Source organism: Rhizobium zaerense (genome assembly GCF_051810725.1).
GTDB classification, from domain to species: domain Bacteria; phylum Pseudomonadota; class Alphaproteobacteria; order Rhizobiales; family Rhizobiaceae; genus Rhizobium; species Rhizobium leguminosarum_I.
On record NZ_CM132690.1, the window covers coordinates 3,155,875 to 3,174,095 of the forward strand.

The following is an 18,221-nucleotide window of genomic DNA, read 5'->3' on the forward strand; positions in this document are numbered from 1 at the left end:
TTGTTACGCTGCGCTGCGGGTCATGAGCACCCACGCGTGTCTCTTGCTGTTTTCGAAGAGCGGCACGGCATCGGCGCGCGCAGCCTCCAGGAATCCGTTTCTTTCATAAAGCGACAAAGCCGCTTCGTTGTCGCTGGCGGTGATCAGGCTGACGGGCCGCCGATCGGCCCTTTCGATCTGGTCGTCCAGCAGCCTGCGTCCGATGCCGATGCCACGCAGATGGCGATAGACGCCGAGACTGCCGATGAACCAGCTTCCCACAACCGTTTTCTGCAAGGCGAGCATCGGTGCGGTCGCCGGAATCGTCGCCTCGATATCACCTATCCCCTCACTCAGCGCATGGCCGATCGCCACACCAGCGACCTCGCCATAGGCCTCGGCAATGACGGCATCCCGCCAGCCGCCGACAGCTTCCTCCTCGCCCATCTTCAGCCGGCCCCGCTCCAGCGGCGTGTCGCTCACGCCGTTTTCCACACCGGCAAACCAAAGCCAGGAGGCAAAACCGCGCGACGCGATATCCGCCAGAATCGCCAGCTCCGAGGCATCCCGCCGTGAGGCCTGCCGGAGGGCGATGAAGGAGGTCATGCTCAGATCCCCAGCATCATCCGCACGATCGATTCCAGCCCACGGCCGAGCGCACGCGTATTCTCCGCATCGAGATGGATGCCATCGATCGGTGTGGTCTTGGCGACGGAATTGCCGTCGAAGAAACCACAACCGAGTTCGTCGGCAAGATCACGATAAAGCGTTGCAAGTTTTGCCGATTCCTCGATGCCGCCGGGGAACGACGCGGCGAAAGGCACATTGCCCGTCGCGCGGATCGCCGGCGGCGCCACGATCAGAATCTCCGGCCCATCGAATTCGAAGGGCCAGGCGTGATTGCGGATCAGCCGCACGAGCCGGCTGATGCCCTGGCATGCGGCAAAGGCCGAACCCGCCACAACCGGCTTCATGTCGTTGGTGCCGAGCAGAAGGACAACGAGGTCGAGCGGCGCATGCGACTGCAGGATCGTCGGCAGGATGCGCGCACCGTTGCGGTCGCAATCGGCGAGATGGTCGTCGAAAGCGGTGGTGCGACCGTTCAGGCCTTCGGCGATGACGCGGGCCTCACCGCCGAGCGCTGCCTGAAGCACGCTCGGCCAGCGATTCTTGTAGTCATGACGGCCGATCGTCTCGGCGTCATAACCCCAGGTCAGCGAGTCACCATAGCAAAGAACGGTCTTGGTCATTTCCGTCTCCGCGTCGCTATCAGACAAGCATGCCCATCGGGTTCTCGATGTAGCCCTTGAAGGCTTGGAGCAGCTCGGCGCCGAGCGCGCCGTCGACACAGCGATGGTCGGTCGAGAGCGTGACTGACATCACGGTGGCGATCGCCATTTCGCCCTTCTTGACGACAACCCGCTGTTCGCCGGCACCGACCGCGAGGATCGTCGCATGCGGCGGGTTGACGACGGCTGCGAAGTTCTTCACGCCCATCATGCCCATGTTGGAGACGGAGCTGGTGCCGCCCTGATATTCCTCAGGCTTCAGCTTGCGGTCCTTGGCCCGCTTGCCGAGATCGCGCATCTCGTTGGAGATCGTCGACAGGGTCTTTTCCTCGGCCTTGCGGATGATCGGCGTGATCAGGCCGCCGGGGATCGAGACAGCAACGCCGACATCGGCGTGCTTGTGCTTGACCATGTTGCTGTCGGTCCAGGAGACGTTGGCATCCGGAACGTCGCGCAGCGCCAGCGCCATGGCCTTGATGACCATGTCGTTGACCGAGAGCTTGTAGGCCGGAGCGTTGTCCTTGCGCGGAGCCGCATCGTTCAGCTGGGCGCGTAGCGCCAGCAACGCATCGAGCTCGCAATCGAGGCTGACGTAGAAATGCGGGATCGTCTGCTTGGATTCGACCAGGCGCCTGGCGATCGTCTTGCGCATGCCGTCATGCGGCACGAGCTCGTAGGAGCCTGGTTCGAAGAGCTTGAGCACGCCTTCTTCGGACGCGCCTTTCGGTGCAGCGGCGGCCGGAGCCGGCGCGGCGGGCGCGGATACGGGCGCAGCAGCAGCCTTGGCGCCACCGCCGGCGACGGCGGCTTCGATGTCGCTCTTGACGACGCGGCCATGCGGGCCGGAGCCCGCGACTGCCGAAAGGTCGATACCGGCTTCCTTGGCCAGCCTGCGAGCGAGCGGCGAAGAGAAGGTGCGGTTGCCATCGGACGAAACCGAGGCGGGTGCGGCGGTGGTTACAGGTGCCGCAGCCGGAGCAGACTGGGCCGGAGCCGGTGCAGCCTCGGCTTTCGGTGCGGCTGCACCGTCAGTTTTCGGTGCCGGAGCGGCGGAACCCGCACTGCTTGCGGCAGCGGAGACATCCTCGCCATCGGCGGCGAGAACCGCGATCAGCGCATTGACCTTGACGCCTTCGGTGCCGGCGGCAACGACGAGCTTGGCGACCGTGCCTTCATCGACGGCTTCGACTTCCATCGTCGCCTTGTCGGTCTCGATCTCGGCGATCACATCGCCAGACTTGACCTTGTCGCCTTCCTTGACCAGCCATTTGGAAAGATTGCCTTCCTCCATGGTCGGAGAGAGGGCGGGCATCGTGATATTGATCGGCATCGAAACACCCTCCCCTTATTTGTAGCAAACAGCCTTCACCGCATCGACCACTTCGACGACGTTCGGAAGGGCGAGTTTTTCGAGATTGGCGGCGTAAGGCATCGGAACGTCCTTGCCTGCGATCGTCAGGATCGGCGCATCGAGATAGTCGAAGGCCTGCTGCATGACGCGGGTGGCGATTTCGGTGCCGACGGAGGACTGGGGATAACCCTCCTCGACGGTGACCAGACGGCCGGTCTTCTTCACCGATTCGATGACAGTCGGCAGGTCCATCGGGCGGATGGTGCGAAGGTCGATCAGCTCGACGTCGATGCCGATCTTCTCGAGTTCGGCGACAGCCTTGGTGGCATAGCTCATGCCGATGCCGAAGGAGACGACCGTGACGTCCTTGCCCGGACGATGGACGCGGGCCTTGCCGATCGGCAGCACGAAATTGTCGAGCTTCGGCACGTCGAAGTGCTGACCGTAGAGAATTTCGTTTTCGAGGAAGATGACCGGGTTCGGATCGCGGATCGCAGCCTTCAGCAGGCCCTTGGCGTCGGATGCCGTATAGGGCATGACGACCTTCAGGCCGGGGATGGCGCTATACCAGGCAGCATAATCCTGGCTGTGCTGGGCGCCGACGCGAGCGGCTGCACCATTCGGACCGCGGAAGACGATCGGAGCGCCCATCTGGCCGCCGGACATATAAAGCGTCTTGGCGGCGGAGTTGATGATCTGGTCGATCGCCTGCATGGCGAAGTTGAAGGTCATGAACTCGACGATCGGCCGAAGGCCGGCCATGGCTGCACCGACGCCGACGCCGGCAAAGCCATGCTCGGTGATCGGCGTATCGACGACGCGGCGGGGTCCAAATTCCTGCAGCAGCCCCTGCGTGACCTTGTAAGCGCCCTGGTATTCGGCGACTTCCTCGCCCATGACGAAGACGCTTTCGTCGGCGCGCATTTCCTCGGCCATGGCGTCGCGCAGCGCTTCGCGCACGGTCGTCGACACCATTTCGGTGCCGGCCGGGATTTCCGGATCGTTCTGCACCTGGGCTTTCGGCTCGGCCGGAACGGGTGCGGATGCCGGAGTTGCGGCAGCCGGCTTTTCCTCTTGCGCGGCCTGCGGTGCAGCAGCCGGCGCTGCTGCCGGAGCGGACGCAGACATGTCGGATGCGGATTCACCGTCCTGCAGGAGAACGGCGATCTTGGCGTTCACCTTGACGCCTTCGGTTCCGGCAGGAACCAGAAGCTTGCCGATGACGCCTTCGTCGACGGCTTCGACTTCCATCGTCGCCTTGTCGGTTTCGATTTCGGCGATCACGTCGCCTGAGGTGACCTTGTCACCTTCCTGCTTCAGCCATTTGGACAGTGTGCCTTCTTCCATGGTCGGAGAGAGGGCGGGCATGAGGATATCGATAGGCATGGGTTCCCTCCCCGATTAGAGCAGAATGTCGGTATAGAGCTCGGATACATCCGGCTCCGGATCGGCCTGGGCGAAGTCGGCGCTGTCGGCGACGATGTCGCGGACATCCTTGTCGATCGCCTTCAGATCGTCTTCGGAAGCCCAGCCCTTTTCGACGAGGCGTGCCTTCACCTGTTCGATCGGGTCATGCTCGGAGCGCATCTTCTGCACCTCGTCCTTGGAGCGATACTTCGCCGGGTCGGACATGGAGTGACCGCGATAACGATAGGTCAGCATTTCGAGAATGATCGGGCCCTTGCCGGAACGGCAATGTTCGAGCGCTTCGTCGGCGGCCGCCTTGACGGCGCGGACGTCCATGCCGTCGACCTGAATGCCGGGGATGCCGAAGCCGGATCCGCGAAGCGAATAGTTCGACTGCGCGGTGGCGCGGGCGGTCGAGGTGCCCATGGCGTAACGGTTGTTCTCGACGATATAGACGATCGGCAGCTTCCACAGAGCCGCCATGTTGAAGCTCTCGTAGACCTGGCCCTGGTTGGCAGCGCCGTCGCCGAAATAGGCAATGGAAACATTGTCGTTGCCGCGGTAGCGGTTTGCGAAGGCAAGACCCGTTCCGAGCGAGACCTGGGCGCCGACGATGCCGTGACCGCCGTAGAAATGCTTCTCTTTCGAGAACATGTGCATCGAGCCGCCCTTGCCGTGGGAATAGCCGCTGCGACGCCCGGTCAGTTCCGCCATGACGCCGCGCGCTTCCATGCCGGTTGCCAGCATATGGCCGTGGTCGCGATAGGCGGTGATGACCTGGTCGCCTTCCTTCTGCGCCATCTGCATGCCGACGACGACAGCTTCCTGACCGATGTAGAGGTGACAAAAGCCGCCGATGAAGCCCATGCCGTAAAGCTGACCGGCCTTCTCCTCGAAGCGGCGGATCAGCAGCATCTCGCGATAGGCCTTCAGCTCTTCATTGCGATCGAAGTCGGCTACCGGGCCGCCATTCGATGCTTTGGCTGCCGGTTTTGCTGCAGTTTTGCGGCTGGAAACGGTCGCGGTCTTTCGCGGCGCCATTCAACCCTCCCTATGGGTTTGTCGTTTCTTGGTGGCGCGTACCATAGGGAAGAAACATGACCACAGCAATGCCATAATTGCATGGCTCGTATTCGGTGCTAAGCTACTGGAAAAAGTATGAAAATTCCAATTAACCTGTTTTCGGTTAATTGGAATAATGGTTGAAGACGACGATCTCGTCCGCACGCGACATGTTGAGCTGATAACGCGCTTTTTCGTCCAGCATATCCTTGTCGAGCGAACCGTCACTCAGCAGCGCGACCTGATTTTCCAGATGTTCGCGCTTCGCCTTCAAGACTGCAAGCTCTTTTTCACGCGCAACACGCTGATGCTCGAACGTCTCCGTCGCGCGCAGGCCGTAATCGCCATGGATGCAATGATAACCGAAATAGGAAAGGAAGGCGACCGTCATGGCCGGAATGACGAAGCGACCGATCTTTCTCTTCTTATGATGCTTTGTCCACATACACGCATGCTCTTGAACGCATTACCAATTCGTTCAATCTAGCGCGCAGAGATTAACCGTTCGTTGACTCAAAAAATCGGGCAATAAAAAACCCGCGCCGGTGAACTGACCCCCGAAAGTTGGACATCCAACCTTCGGGGGTCAGTTCACGGGAAGGCGCGGGTCAAGCCATTGGAAATCAGATCCGATCAGCCGCGAATGATCGAGCGGCCGGCATACTGGGCCTGCGGGCCGAGGCCCTCTTCGATGCGGATCAGCTGGTTGTACTTGGCAAGACGGTCGGAGCGCGACAGCGAGCCGGTCTTGATCTGACCGCAGTTGGTGGCGACCGCGAGATCGGCGATGGTCGGATCTTCGGTTTCGCCGGAGCGGTGCGACATGACGGCGGTATAGGCCGCCTTGTGCGCCGTGTTGACGGCATCGAGCGTCTCCGTCAGCGTGCCGATCTGGTTGACCTTGACGAGGATCGAGTTGGCAACACCCATGCGGATGCCGTCGCGAAGACGGGCGGAGTTGGTGACGAAGAGATCGTCGCCGACGAGCTGGGTCTTTTTGCCAGCCAGGTCGGTCAGCGTCTTCCAGCCGTCCCAATCGTCTTCGGCCATGCCGTCCTCGATCGAGATGATCGGATACTTGCCGGCGAGCTCGGCCAGATATTCGGCCATGGCGCCCGATTCCAGCGTGCGGCCTTCACCCTCGAGAACGTATTTGCCATCCTTGAAGAATTCGGTCGAGGCGCAGTCTAGGCCGAGGCACATGTCGTCGCCCGGCTTGTAGCCGGCTTTCTCGATCGACTTCATGATGAAGTCGAGGGCTTCCGGCGCGCTCTTCAGACCCGGTGCGAAACCGCCTTCGTCGCCGACATTGGTGTTGTGGCCCTGGCTAGCAAGTTCCTTGCGCAGCGTATGGAAGACTTCCGAACCCATGCGCACGGCTTCGGCGATCGAATCGGCGCCGACCGGCAGGATCATGAACTCCTGGAAATCGATCGGGTTGTCCGCGTGGGCGCCGCCGTTGATGATGTTCATCATCGGCACCGGCAGCAGGCTGGCGGAAGCACCGCCGACGTAGCGGTAGAGCGGCAGGCCGGACGCCTGGGCGGCAGCCTTGGCGACGGCGAGCGACACGCCGAGGATGGCGTTGGCGCCGAGGCGCGACTTGTTCGGCGTGCCGTCCAGCTCGATCATGATGTTGTCGATCTGGATCTGGTTTTCGGCGTCGATGCCGCCGATCGCGTCGAAGATCTCGGTGTTGGCGGCTTCGACCGCCTTTTCGACGCCCTTGCCCAAGTAGCGCTTGCCGCCGTCGCGCAGTTCGACCGCCTCATGCGCGCCCGTCGAGGCACCCGAGGGAACGGCCGCGCGGCCCATGCTGCCATCTTCGAGATAGACATCGACTTCGACGGTGGGGTTGCCACGGCTATCGAGAATCTCGCGGGCGATGATATCGGTGATTGCAGTCATGGGTTCTTCCTGCTCGGTGGGTGATAAGTCGGTTCGAAACCTGTCTTAGTCGAAGGCGTGCAAATTACAATGCTGCAATTTCCAGCCTTCGGACCGTGTTCGGATCTCGCCTATAGCACGATCATGTCAGGCTGTTGAACGTCAAGCCTTGGCGACCGCATCGAAGGCGAGTAGCTTTTCAAGCAGCCGCGGCATGTCCTTGAGATAGACCATGTTGGGGCCGTCGGAAGGTGCATTGTCGGGGTCCTGGTGGGTTTCGACGAACACGCCGGCGATACCGGTAGCCACCGCTGCGCGCGCCAGCGTTTCCACGAATTCCCGCTGACCGCCGGAGGATTCGCCCTGCCCGCCCGGCTGCGCCACGGAATGGGTCGCATCGAAGATAACGGGGGCGCCCATCGCCGCCATGATCGGCAGCGAACGCATGTCGGAAACCAGCGTGTTGTAACCGAAAGAGGCGCCGCGCTCGCACAGCAGCACGTTCGGATTGCCACTGGCATTGAGCTTCTTCAGAACGTTCTTCATATCCCAGGGAGCGAGGAACTGGCCCTTCTTGACGTTGACGACGCGGCCGGTCTTGGCCGCGGCAATAAGAAGGTCGGTCTGGCGGCAAAGGAAGGCCGGGATCTGCAGGACGTCGACGATCTTTGCCACCTCGGCGCATTGTTCGGCGGTATGAACGTCGGTCAGGACGGGAAAGCCGAATTCCTTCTTGAGGTCGGCAAAGACCTCCATGCCCTTTTCGATCCCGATACCGCGTTCGGCCGAGAGCGAGGTCCGGTTCGCCTTGTCGAAGGAACTCTTGTAGACGAGGCCGATGCCGAGCCTTCCGCAAAGCTCCTTCAGCGTGCCGGCGACCATGAAGGCGTGGTCGCGGCTCTCCATCTGGCAGGGACCGGCAATTAGCGACAGGCGGCCGGTATTGGAAAAGGTGACCTGGCCTTGGCCTTCGCCGACCCTGACGTCGGAATTCGTATCAGTGCTCATCGTGTTTCCTCGAAGGCGAAGAGCGTGCCCTGCCCGGGCGCGGGCTTCACCAGAATGCGATTGTTCTTGCGCGTGTATGTCACCCCGTTAGCAGCCAAATGCGCTTCTGTCACGGCAAGATCGGCAACAGCAAAGAGGATTGCCCGGCCGCGCAGGCCGCGATCTGCGGATGAGCCGGCGATGTCGAAATAGGCCTCCAGCCCTTCCGGCGTCATCAGACCGATTTTCGCATTTGACGCCGCGACATTGACGCCGAAACCGGTTTTCTCGACTGCCGATTGCGCCGCTGCAAGGCCGACGAAGGCAGCGAATGCGGCCGGTTCCGGCGCGCAAAGCGCGATCTCCGTTATGCCGGTCACGCCATTGGCATGCGTCTCCAGCGCGGCGCGGTCGGCCGGCAGCGGATTGATACGCTCGACGGTGAAGAGCAAGAGATCAGGCGCGCGCAGGTCGCCGGCAAAAGCCAGCTTGAAGCCGGCAATCGTCTCGGAGCCGTCCGGCATCGTCATCGGCCGGTTGAACTGCAGCATCTCCCCGGCGCTCGACCCGTTGCCGACGAAATCCTGATGATCGATGCCGGCATCCTTGCTGCCGAAGGCCACCGCCGAAAGCCCCTCCGCGCCGCAACGGAAGCGGAAAGCCCGGTTGCGAGCGGTGAAGACATTGCCTCGTCGCGCCGATGCCTCGCTCTCCTCGACGCTCGCGATCCCGAGCGGCTCCAGATAGGTCTTGTCGGCAAAGAAGACGCAGGCATTCTCCGTTCCGAAGGGATGGCGCGCATCGGCGGCAACGGTGAAGCCGAGCTTGCCGAGCCTTTCGCGCGCCAGATCGATGTCGACGACCGGCAGCACGACATGATCCAGCGGGTACGGTTTGGTGGAATGCGTGTTCATCATATCCCTCCTCAAATCGGCAAGAGATGTGCGACAGCGCCACCCTCAATGCAAGACATGTGTCCAATCCGGCGAATGAAAATAAGAATCTCGACGAGTTGGTGCCAAGTTTTACGGAAATTTAGCTACTTGCGGAACACATATGGAACATATAGTGTCTGTTCTGGATTTGTTTCAATCACGAGGTCACAACGTCGATGCTCACGCGCAAACAACAGGAGCTTCTCCTTTTCATTCATGAGCGCATGAAGGAATCCGGCGTTCCGCCATCTTTCGACGAAATGAAGGATGCCCTGGACCTCGCTTCGAAGTCCGGGATTCATCGCTTGATTACAGCGCTCGAGGAACGTGGCTTCATTCGCCGCCTACCGAACCGGGCCCGCGCGATCGAGGTCATCAAGCTTCCGGAGGCCTACAGCCCCAGCATCCAGCCGCGGCGTGGCTTTTCGCCGAGCGTCATCGAGGGCAGCCTCGGCAAGCCACAGCCGGTCGCCGCTCCTGCCCCTGCAAAACCCGTCGCCGACAACGGCAACTCGGTCTCCGTGCCGGTCATGGGCCGCATCGCCGCCGGTGTTCCGATCTCGGCGATCCAGAACAACACCCACGACATCGTCGTTCCGGCCGACATGCTCGGTTCCGGTGAACATTATGCGCTGGAGGTCAAGGGCGATTCGATGATCGACGCCGGCATCTTTGACGGCGACACCGTGATCATCCGCAACGGCAGCACCGCAAGTCCTGGCGACATCGTCGTTGCTCTCGTCGACGACGAGGAAGCGACACTCAAACGCTTCCGCCGCAAGGGCGCCTCGATTGCGCTCGAAGCCGCCAACCCGGCTTACGAGACCCGGATTTTCGGGCCGGACCGTGTCAAGGTTCAGGGCAAGCTCGTCGGTCTTATTCGCCGCTATCACTGACCTTGGCTAGACCGGGCTCGGTAAAACTATTGCTGCGCCAGTCATAGGCGCGATGGCGCATCCATGGCCGCGACAATGCATCGAATGCGGTTGCCACCTCCAGGCCGGCGTTCGTGAAGCGCAACTCGACGGAACCGGTCCTGCGCAGCGTTTCACCGGTGAAGAGCGTCGCACCTGAGCGGCAGCTGTTGAAGCGCAGGCGGACCGACGTCACGACGATATCGGCGGCGTCGCATGCGGGGCCGAGATAGGCGGCATTGTCGATGACGGCCACGACCTGGCCATTGCCAAGCCTTGATGTGCACCAGGCCTTTTTGACGCAGGAAAAGCGGTTTGCTTCACCGGCCGCTGCGGCTGCACGCATCGCGGTCCTCGCTTCGGTCTGCTGATCGCGGGAAAGCCTGACGCGGCGGTCTTCTCCCTCCGGCGGGATAGCAGGACCATCCAGCATCTTCGGCGGATCATGCGTCGGCAGGACCAGCGCTCTCTGCCATTGGTCGAAGATGAAATCCGGCGGTCGTTCACGGTTGGACGCCATTGCTGCCGCCTCGACGACCGCGACGAGATTGCCATCCTCCGAAATCACCAGATCCGGCGGCCGGGGAACCGGTAGAAGGAACAGGATGAGCGTCGAGACTGCGATGATCGATGTGCCGGAATGGCGCAGTCGCGTCCGGAGCAGCGTCAGCAGAAGAAAGCCTGCCACGGCGACCGCGAAATACCAGCCGGGCAAACGGCCAACGTCGATATTGCCGCCCCAGCCGGATACCGTCTTTGCGACCGCGATCACCAGATCGAGGCCGAATCCGACGACCTTCCAGGCCCAAACATCCAGACCGAAAGGCATGAGCAGCATCGCCAGCAGCCCGGCCGGCATGACGATAAAGGAGATGATCGGCATCGTCGCGAGGTTTGCCGGCAGGCCATAGGCGGTCAGGCGATGAAAATGCTCGATCGAAAACAGCGCGGTTGAAAAGCCGCCGATCAGCGACGTCAGGAAGACGCCGCCGAAGAAACCCGCAACCGTAACGACCGGCCTGATGATCGGCAGCTTGAGGAAGGCGTTTTCGCGGACGCGCCGGTCCTTCCACAGCTGATAGCCCGAGACCAGCGCCAATGTCGCGGCAAAGGACATCTGGAAGCTCGGACCCAAGACCTCGGACGGCGAAATGGCGATGATGACGAGCGCGGAGAGCGCGACATTGCGCAGGCTGATCGACGGCCGGTCGAAGAAGACGGCAATCAACATGATGGCCATCATGATGAAGGCGCGTTCGGCAGAGACCCCAAAGCCCGAGATCAGGAAATAGGCGGTCACGGCGATGAGCGCGCCGGCGGCAGCGATCTTCTTCGTCGGATAGGCCTCAGCGACGCCGGGAAAGAGGCTGAGCAACATCCGGAACCCAACGAAGAAGATACCGGCCGACAGCGCCATGTTGAGGCCGGAGATGGCGACGATATGAGCCAGGCCGGACTGGCGCAGCGCTTCCGTCGTCTCATTCGAGATGGCGCGCCGCTCGTCCGTCACCAGAGCAGCGGCGAAAGCGCCGGTGTCGCCAGGCAAGATCGACCTTATGCGGTCGCCAATGCCGCTGCGCAGCCGGTAGAGCCCTTCGAGCAGAGCTTCCCACGTCGATCTTGCCGCCTGCGGACCTGCCTGCCAGTCGACCTTCGACGGCGCGCCGTAGAAGAAGCCGTTCGCGCCGATTCCATCGAAATAGGCACCGAAGGAGAAGTCGTTGAGCTCAGGAAGTGCTGGACCTGCCGGCGGCGTCAGCCGCGCCCTGCCGGTTATGATATCACCGATCTCGATGGGCGCGTCTGCGCCGCGGGTGATCGCAGTTATGCGTTCGGGCGACCGCTTCACTTCCGGCGCCTCCGTACCGGTGACGGCAAGAATGTAGCGCCACCGGCCGCGACCGTCGCCTTCGCGCCGTTCCACACGGCCGGTCACCGTCGTCGTGACGGCGGAATCGAGGATCACGGTCGAAGCCCGCCAGCTCTCGAGCTGCGCGGAGGCCATGCCGCAGGCCACAAGTGCAAGCGCCAGCAGCGTTGCCCGCAATGCCGCCCGGCTGCGGCTGGCGATGAGAACGGCGACGATCAGCAGCAACAGGCAGAGCAGCGATGCAACGAGCGGAAAGTCCGATGCCGCGAGAAACCAGAAGGCTGACCCGGCACCGAGGAAGACAGGCGAGACAAGCAGCAGACGGCCGTGGTCCGCCTCTTCGCTCAGCATCCGCATGCCGATACGCAGCGATTGCGAGGCTGCTGCCGGCAGCCGGTGCCGCAAGGGGCTCGTCGACTGCGTTCTTGTCGGGCGCGTCACCATGACAGGTGGAGAAAAACCGGCGGAGTCGGCGAGGCCTTCGCCTGCTTCCGGCCGCAATTCGACTGTGGTCAACTCCTGCATGTGCCGCCCAAGCCCAGCTGCGAAGGCGGCCAGAATGCAACCTCCGATCAAATCCGGCAAGCATAATCGATTGAAATACGAGGGAAAATCGCAAGCGCCAAAAGACGAGTTGAATCATCGGCTTCCGATATGCGTGCGGCTCATCGCTGCAGTGCCTAAAAGGTGATACCGCAATGCACAAAATGCCGTCACGGTAACTTGGCATTAGCTTCGCGATCATATAGCTATCGGTGAGGACGCTTAACCCCTATGGCGCTTTTATGGCGCCACCGCCATTTCGGAGGATCAGCATGACGGATCAAAGCGCTACAATAAAAATCGGTGACAAGTCTGTCGACCTTGCTGTCAAAAGCGGCACGATCGGCCCGAGCGTCATCGATATCGGTGCCCTCTACAAGAATACGGCTTCCTTCACCTACGATCCGGGTTTCACCTCGACGGCATCCTGTGAATCGAAAATCACTTACATCGACGGCGACGAAGGTGTCCTGTTGCACCGCGGCTATCCGATCGAGCAGCTCGCCGAGCATGGCGACTTCCTCGAGGTCTGCTACCTGCTGCTTTACGGCGAACTGCCGACCACCGTGCAGAAGAAGGATTTCGATTATCGCGTCACGCACCACACCATGGTGCACGAGCAGATGAGCCGCTTCTTCACCGGCTTCCGCCGCGATGCGCATCCGATGGCCGTCATGTGCGGCTGCGTCGGCGCGCTGTCGGCCTTCTATCACGACTCCACCGACATCACCGATCCGCACCAGCGCATGGTCGCCAGCCTGCGCATGATCGCCAAGATGCCGACGCTTGCCGCCATGGCCTACAAGTACCATATCGGCCAGCCCTTCGTTTATCCGAAGAACGACCTCGACTATGCCTCGAACTTCCTGCGCATGTGCTTTGCCGTGCCTTGCGAGGAATATGTGGTCAATCCGGTGCTTGCCCGCGCCATGGACCGCATCTTCATCCTGCATGCCGATCACGAGCAAAACGCCTCGACCTCGACCGTCCGTCTCGCCGGTTCGTCGGGCGCCAACCCGTTCGCCTGCATCGCCGCCGGCATCGCCTGCCTCTGGGGCCCCGCCCACGGCGGCGCCAACGAAGCAGCCCTCAACATGCTGACGGAAATCGGCACGGTCGACCACATTCCGGAATATGTCGCTCGCGCCAAGGACAAGAACGATCCGTTCCGCCTGATGGGCTTCGGTCACCGTGTCTACAAGAACTATGATCCGCGCGCCAAGATCATGCAGAAAACGACGCATGAAGTGCTCGGCGAACTCGGCATCAAGGACGATCCATTGCTCGAAGTGGCCATGGAGTTGGAGCGCATCGCGCTCACCGACGAATATTTCATCGAGAAGAAGCTCTATCCGAACATCGACTTCTATTCCGGAATCACGCTGAAGGCGCTGGGCTTCCCCACGACCATGTTCACCGTGCTCTTCGCGCTCGCCCGCACCGTCGGCTGGATTGCGCAGTGGAACGAGATGATCGAGGATCCGGAACAGCGCATCGGCCGTCCGCGCCAGCTCTATGTCGGCGAACCGAAGCGCGATTACATCCCGGTTTCAAAGCGCTGATCGCTTCAAAGGAACCCAAAAGAAAACCCGGTCAGAAACGACCGGGTTTTTTCTTTTTCAAGACGTCGAGAAGGATCTCGGCAGCGTGCTCGCCGGGCGGCTTTTCGGTCTGCATGCGTTGCCAGACGAGATCATAACCCTCGTTCATCGCCTTCAGTTGGAACGTGTCGGCCGACAGCCGCTCCATCCAGCGCGCCAGGCTGGCGCCGCGGACGATCTCGTTCAGATATTCCGGCACGACGGCATAATCGGCGATGATATTGGGCAATGCGCCCGTCCACACCTTGATGCGCGGAGCGAGCAGGCGGATGATCCAATCCGTCTTGTAGACGGACACCGTCGGCACGCCGGCAAGGGCGAGTTCGAGGATCACCGTGCCGGAGGCTGCCATCGCCGCATCCGCTTCGGCAAAGGCCTTCCATTTCTGCGCCGGCCCGACCGCCACCTCCGGCGGTGTAGCCCAACCGGCAACCAGACCCTTCACCAGCGCTTCGTTGTGCGGCACGGTCGGCAGCAGGAATCGCATCGGGCCGTTGCGGGCGACGAGTTCATTGGCCGCATCCTCGAAGAACGGCAGGAGTTTGGCGATTTCGGAGGATCTTGACCCCGGAAGCATCAGGATGGTCTTGCCCGCTTCCCCGACGGATGCCCTCCCGGCGCGCAGCCGCCGCGCTTCGAGCAGCGCCGGATCAGCGATCAGGCGATGGCCGACATAGGTGGTCTCAGGCCCGCCGAGCGCACGCATCGTCGCCGGCTCGAAGGGCAGGACGGCGAGCACATGATCGACATAGGGCAGCATGCGCGTGGCGCGATATTCCTTCCAGGCCCAGACGCTCGGACAGACATAATTGACGACAGGCAGATCAGGCAGTGCGGTCCGGACACGCTTAGCGACTCGGTGGGTGAAGTCTGGGCTATCGATAATGAGAAGTATGTCCGGCCTTGCGGCGACGACGGCAGCCGTTGTCTTCCGGATCAGCGTATAGAGCCTTGGCAGCCGGCTCAGCACCTGGGTGATGCCCATGATCGACAGCTCGGAAAAATCGAACAGCGATTTCAAACCTTGGGCCTGAAGCCCCTCGCCGCCAACGCCGACGAGTTCGATCGGTCCGGCATGGATCCGCTTCAGAGCCGCAACCAGATCGGCGCCGAGCAGGTCGCCCGACACCTCGCCGGCAATGACGGCGATCTTCAGTGGCGCCCCGTTCATTCGAGCCCCCATGCCGGCAGGCCGCGATCGATGCCGCAGACGAAAAGCCCGGCCTCATCGGCGGCCTTGATGACGGCGGCGCGATCGAGCACCAGCGCGCGGCCGGCCTCGACGGCCACGCCGGCAAGGCCGGCTTGCTTCGCGTTCAAGACCGTGGAAACGCCGATCGCCGGCAGGTCGGCACGGATGTCCTGTTGCGGCTTGCAGAGCTTGACAAGCGCGCCGCGGCGGCGCGGCGAGATGCGCCCGGCGGCTCTGAGACCGGCGACGCGCTCCAACATCTCGTCCGTGCCCTCAAGACCCTCCAGCGCGACGATACGCCCGCCGATGGCGACGGCGCCTTGGCCGACATCGAGCCGGCCGAGCATTTCGGCGGCTTCCGCTGCACGGTTGATATCGCGCCGGTCTTCTTCGCCCGGTATCGCCGTGCCGAGCGGGCCGACGGCGGCAAGAAGGTCGGGGGCGATCTCATGGGCACCGACGACACGCCTGCCGTTTCCCTCGATCAGCCGGATCACCATCTGCAGCACCTTATCGTCGCCGCCTGACAACAAGGTGCGGATCACGGCCGGCATCTTCATCAGAGTGCGCAGCGTCGGGCGCACCTCGCGCCATTCCGGCCGGCGCCGCACGCTGCCGGACATGACCACACGGCCGATGCCGTAGCGGTTCAAGAGGCCCTCGAGAGCTGCAAAATCGCCGATGCCGATGACGGCATGGTCATACGCTTCCCAACGCCGGTCGCTTTCATCCTTCAGCGCGACGATGACGGGATTTTCGCCCGCCGCGCGCGCGGCTTCGGCGACATAGGAAGGCAGAAGGCCGCCGCCGGCGATGATCGCCAGCCGGCCCGCAGCGGTGTCGCCTGATAAAGCCACGGACTAACCCTTCTGCCCCCGGGTCGGCGAGGACAAGGCACGGTCGCTGTCGGCGGCAATGAAGTCGAGGATGTGGACCACCGGCTCGCAATCGGCATATTCTTCGCGGATGGCGGCGGCGTTTTCACGAACGGAGCCCGTTCCTTCGAAGATCGACTTGTAGGCGCGACGTACCCTGTGAATGACGGCGCGGTCGACGCCGGCGCGCGTCATGCCGACGACGTTGAGGCCGCTCAGCAGCCCGGGATTGCCGTTCAGCATGCCATAGGGAATGACGTCGTAACTCACTGCCGAGAGCCCGCCGACGAAGGCCTGACGGCCTACGCGGGTGAACTGGTGAACGGCCGAACCGCCGCCCAGGATGACGCGATCCTCGATGACGACATGGCCGGCGAGCATGACGTTGTTCGACATGATCACATGATTGCCGACCCGGCAGTCGTGCGCGACATGCGAATTGGCAAGGAAGAGGTTATTGTCGCCGACGATTGTCTGGCCACCAAAATCGGCCGTGCCGGTGTTCATCGTCACGCCTTCGCGGATCGTGCAGTTGGCGCCCACCGTCAGCGTCGTCTCCTCGCCGCCATGATGCACGCTCTGCGGATCGCCGCCGACGACCGCCATCGGAAAGATGCGCGTGCCCTTGCCGATCACGGTGCGGCCGGTCACGACCGCATGCGACAAAAGCTCGACGTTCGCATGCAGGATGACGTGCGAGCCGACATGGCAGAAGGGACCGATCTTGACGCCCTCACCGATGGTCGCGCCGTCTTCAACGACAGCCATCGGATGAATGCGGGCGCTTTCGGCGATAGTGCTCATGCCTGATCCTTACGAACGATCATCGCGCCGATATCGGCCTCGGCAACAAGCGCGCCGTCGACCTTGGCATCACAATGGAATTTCCAGATATTACCACGCTGCTTCTGCTTCCTGACATGGAATTCAACACGATCGCCGGGCACGACGGGCTTGCGGAAGCGCGCATTCTCGATGGTCATGAAATAGACGAGGTTGCCCGGCTGGCCATCCTTCTTGGCACAGATCGCACCCGCGGTCTGAGCCATGCCCTCGATCAAGAGCACGCCGGGCATGATTGGAGATTCCGGAAAATGGCCGGTGAAATGCGGTTCATTCACTGTGACGTTCTTGATGCCGATCGCCGTGTTATCGCCGTCGATCTCGATGATCTTGTCGACCATGAGAAACGGGTAACGATGCGGCAGCAGCTTCATGATCTCGATGATGTCAGCCGAAGAAAGCGTTGTCGTGGCTTCCTCAGTCATTTTTCTCGCCTCCAGGTTTCTTTCCGCGCACCCTGGTCTTGGACATCAGTTGTGCAACATCTCTCAGATAGTCATTCAGCGGACGCGCAGGTGTACCACCATATTGTCCGCCGGCGGCAAGATCGGTCATGATACCGCTTTGGGCGGCGATCTGCACGCCGTCGCCGATCGTCACATGCCCCTTGATGCCGACCTGGCCGCCGATCTGCACGCCATTGCCGATCTTCGCGCTGCCGGCAATGCCGACCTGCGCGACGATGGCGCAATGGCGGCCGATCTGAACGTTGTGGCCGATCTGTACCTGGTTGTCGATCTTGGTGCCTTCACCGATCACCGTATCGTCCATGGCGCCACGGTCGATCGTGGTGTTGGCGCCGATCTCGACATTATCCTGGATGATCACCCGGCCGATCTGGACGATCTTGATCATGCCGCGCGGACCCGGCGCATAACCGAAACCATCCTGGCCGATGCGGACGCCGTTGTGGATAATGACGCCGTTGCCGAGCAGAGCGCAGAGAATGCTCGCGCCGGCCGCAATCGAACAATCCCGGCCAATCTTGACATTCGGGCCGATCACACTGTGCGCGCCGATACGCGTCCCTTCGCCGATCTCGGCATGCGCCCCGATGACGGCCATCGGCTCGACGATCACGCCCTTTTCAAGCTTGGCGCTCGGATTGATCACCGCGCTTGGCGCGATCTCGCTTTCACCGGAAAAGGCGACCGGGCGCAATGCCGTGGGATAGAACAGGCCGCCTGCCATCGCGAAGGCCGCATGCGGATTGGACGACAGCATGACAGGGAGATGTTGGGGGACGAGATCGGCGAGCGCCTTGTCGCAGATCACCGCCGAGGCTTCGCATGTCGCCAGTTCATCGCGGCTGCGGCGCGACAGGATATAACAGATATCGCCTGCCCGTGCCCGGCTGATGGGGGCAACGGACCTGACGATAACATCGGCATGGTCGGAATTGACAAGCTCCGCCCCAAGAAACTCTGCCAGCTCAGCGAGCCTCAGACCTTCATGGGGCAGAAAAAAAACGTTTTGCTCCATCGGC

Annotated in this window: 17 protein-coding genes; 2 read left to right on the plus strand and 15 right to left on the minus strand. The window is 62.0% G+C overall.

All coding sequences use genetic code 11. The features are described 5' to 3' along the window. Positions 1-3: 3 nt before the first annotated feature. The 9 genes from ACS4RR_RS15275 to ACS4RR_RS15315 form a co-directional block, all read right to left on the minus strand. Positions 4-585, minus strand: coding sequence for a GNAT family N-acetyltransferase (locus ACS4RR_RS15275; protein ID WP_017964163.1), 582 nt, complete (start codon positions 583-585; stop codon positions 4-6). A 2-nt stretch (positions 586-587) separates the two neighbouring features. Next, positions 588-1,229, minus strand: a complete 642-nt coding sequence (locus tag ACS4RR_RS15280; RefSeq protein ID WP_017964162.1) for an SGNH/GDSL hydrolase family protein — start codon at positions 1,227-1,229, stop codon at positions 588-590. A 19-nt stretch (positions 1,230-1,248) separates the two neighbouring features. Next, entirely contained in the window at positions 1,249-2,598 is a 1,350-nt protein-coding gene (locus ACS4RR_RS15285; protein WP_456188987.1) for a pyruvate dehydrogenase complex dihydrolipoamide acetyltransferase, read from the minus strand. A 15-nt stretch (positions 2,599-2,613) separates the two neighbouring features. Then, positions 2,614-4,005 (minus strand): pyruvate dehydrogenase complex E1 component subunit beta, encoded by a 1,392-nt coding sequence (locus tag ACS4RR_RS15290; RefSeq protein ID WP_456188988.1) that lies wholly within the window; start codon positions 4,003-4,005, stop codon positions 2,614-2,616. A gap of 15 nt (positions 4,006-4,020) precedes the next feature. Beyond that, on the minus strand, positions 4,021-5,067 hold the full coding sequence (gene pdhA, locus ACS4RR_RS15295) for a pyruvate dehydrogenase (acetyl-transferring) E1 component subunit alpha (protein ID WP_024320711.1): 1,047 nt from the start codon (positions 5,065-5,067) through the stop codon (positions 4,021-4,023). A 145-nt stretch (positions 5,068-5,212) separates the two neighbouring features. After that, positions 5,213-5,533, minus strand: a complete 321-nt coding sequence (locus ACS4RR_RS15300; RefSeq protein ID WP_017964158.1) for an FtsB family cell division protein — start codon at positions 5,531-5,533, stop codon at positions 5,213-5,215. Positions 5,534-5,721: 188 nt separating this feature from the next. Next, entirely contained in the window at positions 5,722-6,996 is a 1,275-nt protein-coding gene (gene eno, locus ACS4RR_RS15305) for a phosphopyruvate hydratase (protein WP_456188989.1), read from the minus strand. Positions 6,997-7,137: 141 nt separating this feature from the next. Further along, complete coding sequence (gene kdsA / locus ACS4RR_RS15310; protein ID WP_017964156.1) at positions 7,138-7,983, minus strand: 3-deoxy-8-phosphooctulonate synthase; 846 nt, start codon at positions 7,981-7,983, stop codon at positions 7,138-7,140. Next, entirely contained in the window at positions 7,980-8,876 is an 897-nt protein-coding gene (locus ACS4RR_RS15315) for a VOC family protein (protein WP_026154134.1), read from the minus strand. Before ACS4RR_RS15315 ends, kdsA begins: the two co-directional genes overlap by 4 nt. Positions 8,877-9,073: 197 nt before the next feature. On the opposite strand from ACS4RR_RS15315, the gene lexA reads away from it, so the two are divergent. Beyond that, entirely contained in the window at positions 9,074-9,793 is a 720-nt protein-coding gene (lexA, locus tag ACS4RR_RS15320) for a transcriptional repressor LexA (RefSeq protein ID WP_017964154.1), read from the plus strand. Here the strand turns inward: lexA and ACS4RR_RS15325 are convergent. Beyond that, the gene (locus ACS4RR_RS15325) at positions 9,774-12,206 is read right to left on the minus strand and encodes a ComEC/Rec2 family competence protein (protein ID WP_260110774.1); all 2,433 of its coding nucleotides are present in this window, start codon (positions 12,204-12,206) and stop codon (positions 9,774-9,776) included. The two genes, lexA and ACS4RR_RS15325, sit on opposite strands and share 20 nt — an antisense overlap. A gap of 290 nt (positions 12,207-12,496) precedes the next feature. On the opposite strand from ACS4RR_RS15325, the gene gltA reads away from it, so the two are divergent. Further along, a complete protein-coding gene (gltA, locus tag ACS4RR_RS15330) occupies positions 12,497-13,786 on the plus strand; it encodes a citrate synthase (RefSeq protein ID WP_017964153.1) in 1,290 nt (429 codons plus the stop codon). A gap of 31 nt (positions 13,787-13,817) precedes the next feature. On the opposite strand, the gene lpxB is transcribed toward gltA, so the two are convergent. From lpxB to lpxD, 5 genes are read right to left on the minus strand one after another with little or no spacing between them, the layout of a single operon-like run. Beyond that, on the minus strand, positions 13,818-14,996 hold the full coding sequence (gene lpxB / locus ACS4RR_RS15335; RefSeq protein WP_260110773.1) for a lipid-A-disaccharide synthase: 1,179 nt from the start codon (positions 14,994-14,996) through the stop codon (positions 13,818-13,820). Next, entirely contained in the window at positions 14,993-15,874 is an 882-nt protein-coding gene (locus ACS4RR_RS15340) for an LpxI family protein (RefSeq protein ID WP_170258305.1), read from the minus strand. The genes lpxB and ACS4RR_RS15340 overlap by 4 nt, the downstream gene beginning before the upstream one ends. 3 nt (positions 15,875-15,877) lie before the next feature. Beyond that, positions 15,878-16,696, minus strand: coding sequence for an acyl-ACP--UDP-N-acetylglucosamine O-acyltransferase (gene lpxA, locus ACS4RR_RS15345; RefSeq protein WP_064250064.1), 819 nt, complete (start codon positions 16,694-16,696; stop codon positions 15,878-15,880). Further along, on the minus strand, positions 16,693-17,160 hold the full coding sequence (fabZ, locus tag ACS4RR_RS15350) for a 3-hydroxyacyl-ACP dehydratase FabZ (RefSeq protein WP_017964149.1): 468 nt from the start codon (positions 17,158-17,160) through the stop codon (positions 16,693-16,695). Before fabZ ends, lpxA begins: the two co-directional genes overlap by 4 nt. Then, entirely contained in the window at positions 17,153-18,217 is a 1,065-nt protein-coding gene (lpxD, locus tag ACS4RR_RS15355) for a UDP-3-O-(3-hydroxymyristoyl)glucosamine N-acyltransferase (protein WP_162118773.1), read from the minus strand. The genes fabZ and lpxD overlap by 8 nt, the downstream gene beginning before the upstream one ends. Positions 18,218-18,221: the final 4 nt, after the last annotated feature.

Coding starts and splice junctions, on each gene's coding strand:
- ACS4RR_RS15275 (WP_017964163.1), bottom strand. CDS start 585: ATGACCTCCTTCATCGCCCTCCGGCAGGCCTCACGGCGGGATGCCTCG.
- ACS4RR_RS15280 (WP_017964162.1), bottom strand. CDS start 1,229: ATGACCAAGACCGTTCTTTGCTATGGTGACTCGCTGACCTGGGGTTAT.
- ACS4RR_RS15285 (WP_456188987.1), bottom strand. CDS start 2,598: ATGCCGATCAATATCACGATGCCCGCCCTCTCTCCGACCATGGAGGAA.
- ACS4RR_RS15290 (WP_456188988.1), bottom strand. CDS start 4,005: ATGCCTATCGATATCCTCATGCCCGCCCTCTCTCCGACCATGGAAGAA.
- pdhA (WP_024320711.1), bottom strand. CDS start 5,067: ATGGCGCCGCGAAAGACCGCGACCGTTTCCAGCCGCAAAACTGCAGCA.
- ACS4RR_RS15300 (WP_017964158.1), bottom strand. CDS start 5,533: ATGTGGACAAAGCATCATAAGAAGAGAAAGATCGGTCGCTTCGTCATT.
- eno (WP_456188989.1), bottom strand. CDS start 6,996: ATGACTGCAATCACCGATATCATCGCCCGCGAGATTCTCGATAGCCGT.
- kdsA (WP_017964156.1), bottom strand. CDS start 7,983: ATGAGCACTGATACGAATTCCGACGTCAGGGTCGGCGAAGGCCAAGGC.
- ACS4RR_RS15315 (WP_026154134.1), bottom strand. CDS start 8,876: ATGAACACGCATTCCACCAAACCGTACCCGCTGGATCATGTCGTGCTG.
- lexA (WP_017964154.1), top strand. CDS start 9,074: ATGCTCACGCGCAAACAACAGGAGCTTCTCCTTTTCATTCATGAGCGC.
- ACS4RR_RS15325 (WP_260110774.1), bottom strand. CDS start 12,206: ATGCAGGAGTTGACCACAGTCGAATTGCGGCCGGAAGCAGGCGAAGGC.
- gltA (WP_017964153.1), top strand. CDS start 12,497: ATGACGGATCAAAGCGCTACAATAAAAATCGGTGACAAGTCTGTCGAC.
- lpxB (WP_260110773.1), bottom strand. CDS start 14,996: ATGAACGGGGCGCCACTGAAGATCGCCGTCATTGCCGGCGAGGTGTCG.
- lpxA (WP_064250064.1), bottom strand. CDS start 16,696: ATGAGCACTATCGCCGAAAGCGCCCGCATTCATCCGATGGCTGTCGTT.
- fabZ (WP_017964149.1), bottom strand. CDS start 17,160: ATGACTGAGGAAGCCACGACAACGCTTTCTTCGGCTGACATCATCGAG.
- lpxD (WP_162118773.1), bottom strand. CDS start 18,217: ATGGAGCAAAACGTTTTTTTTCTGCCCCATGAAGGTCTGAGGCTCGCT.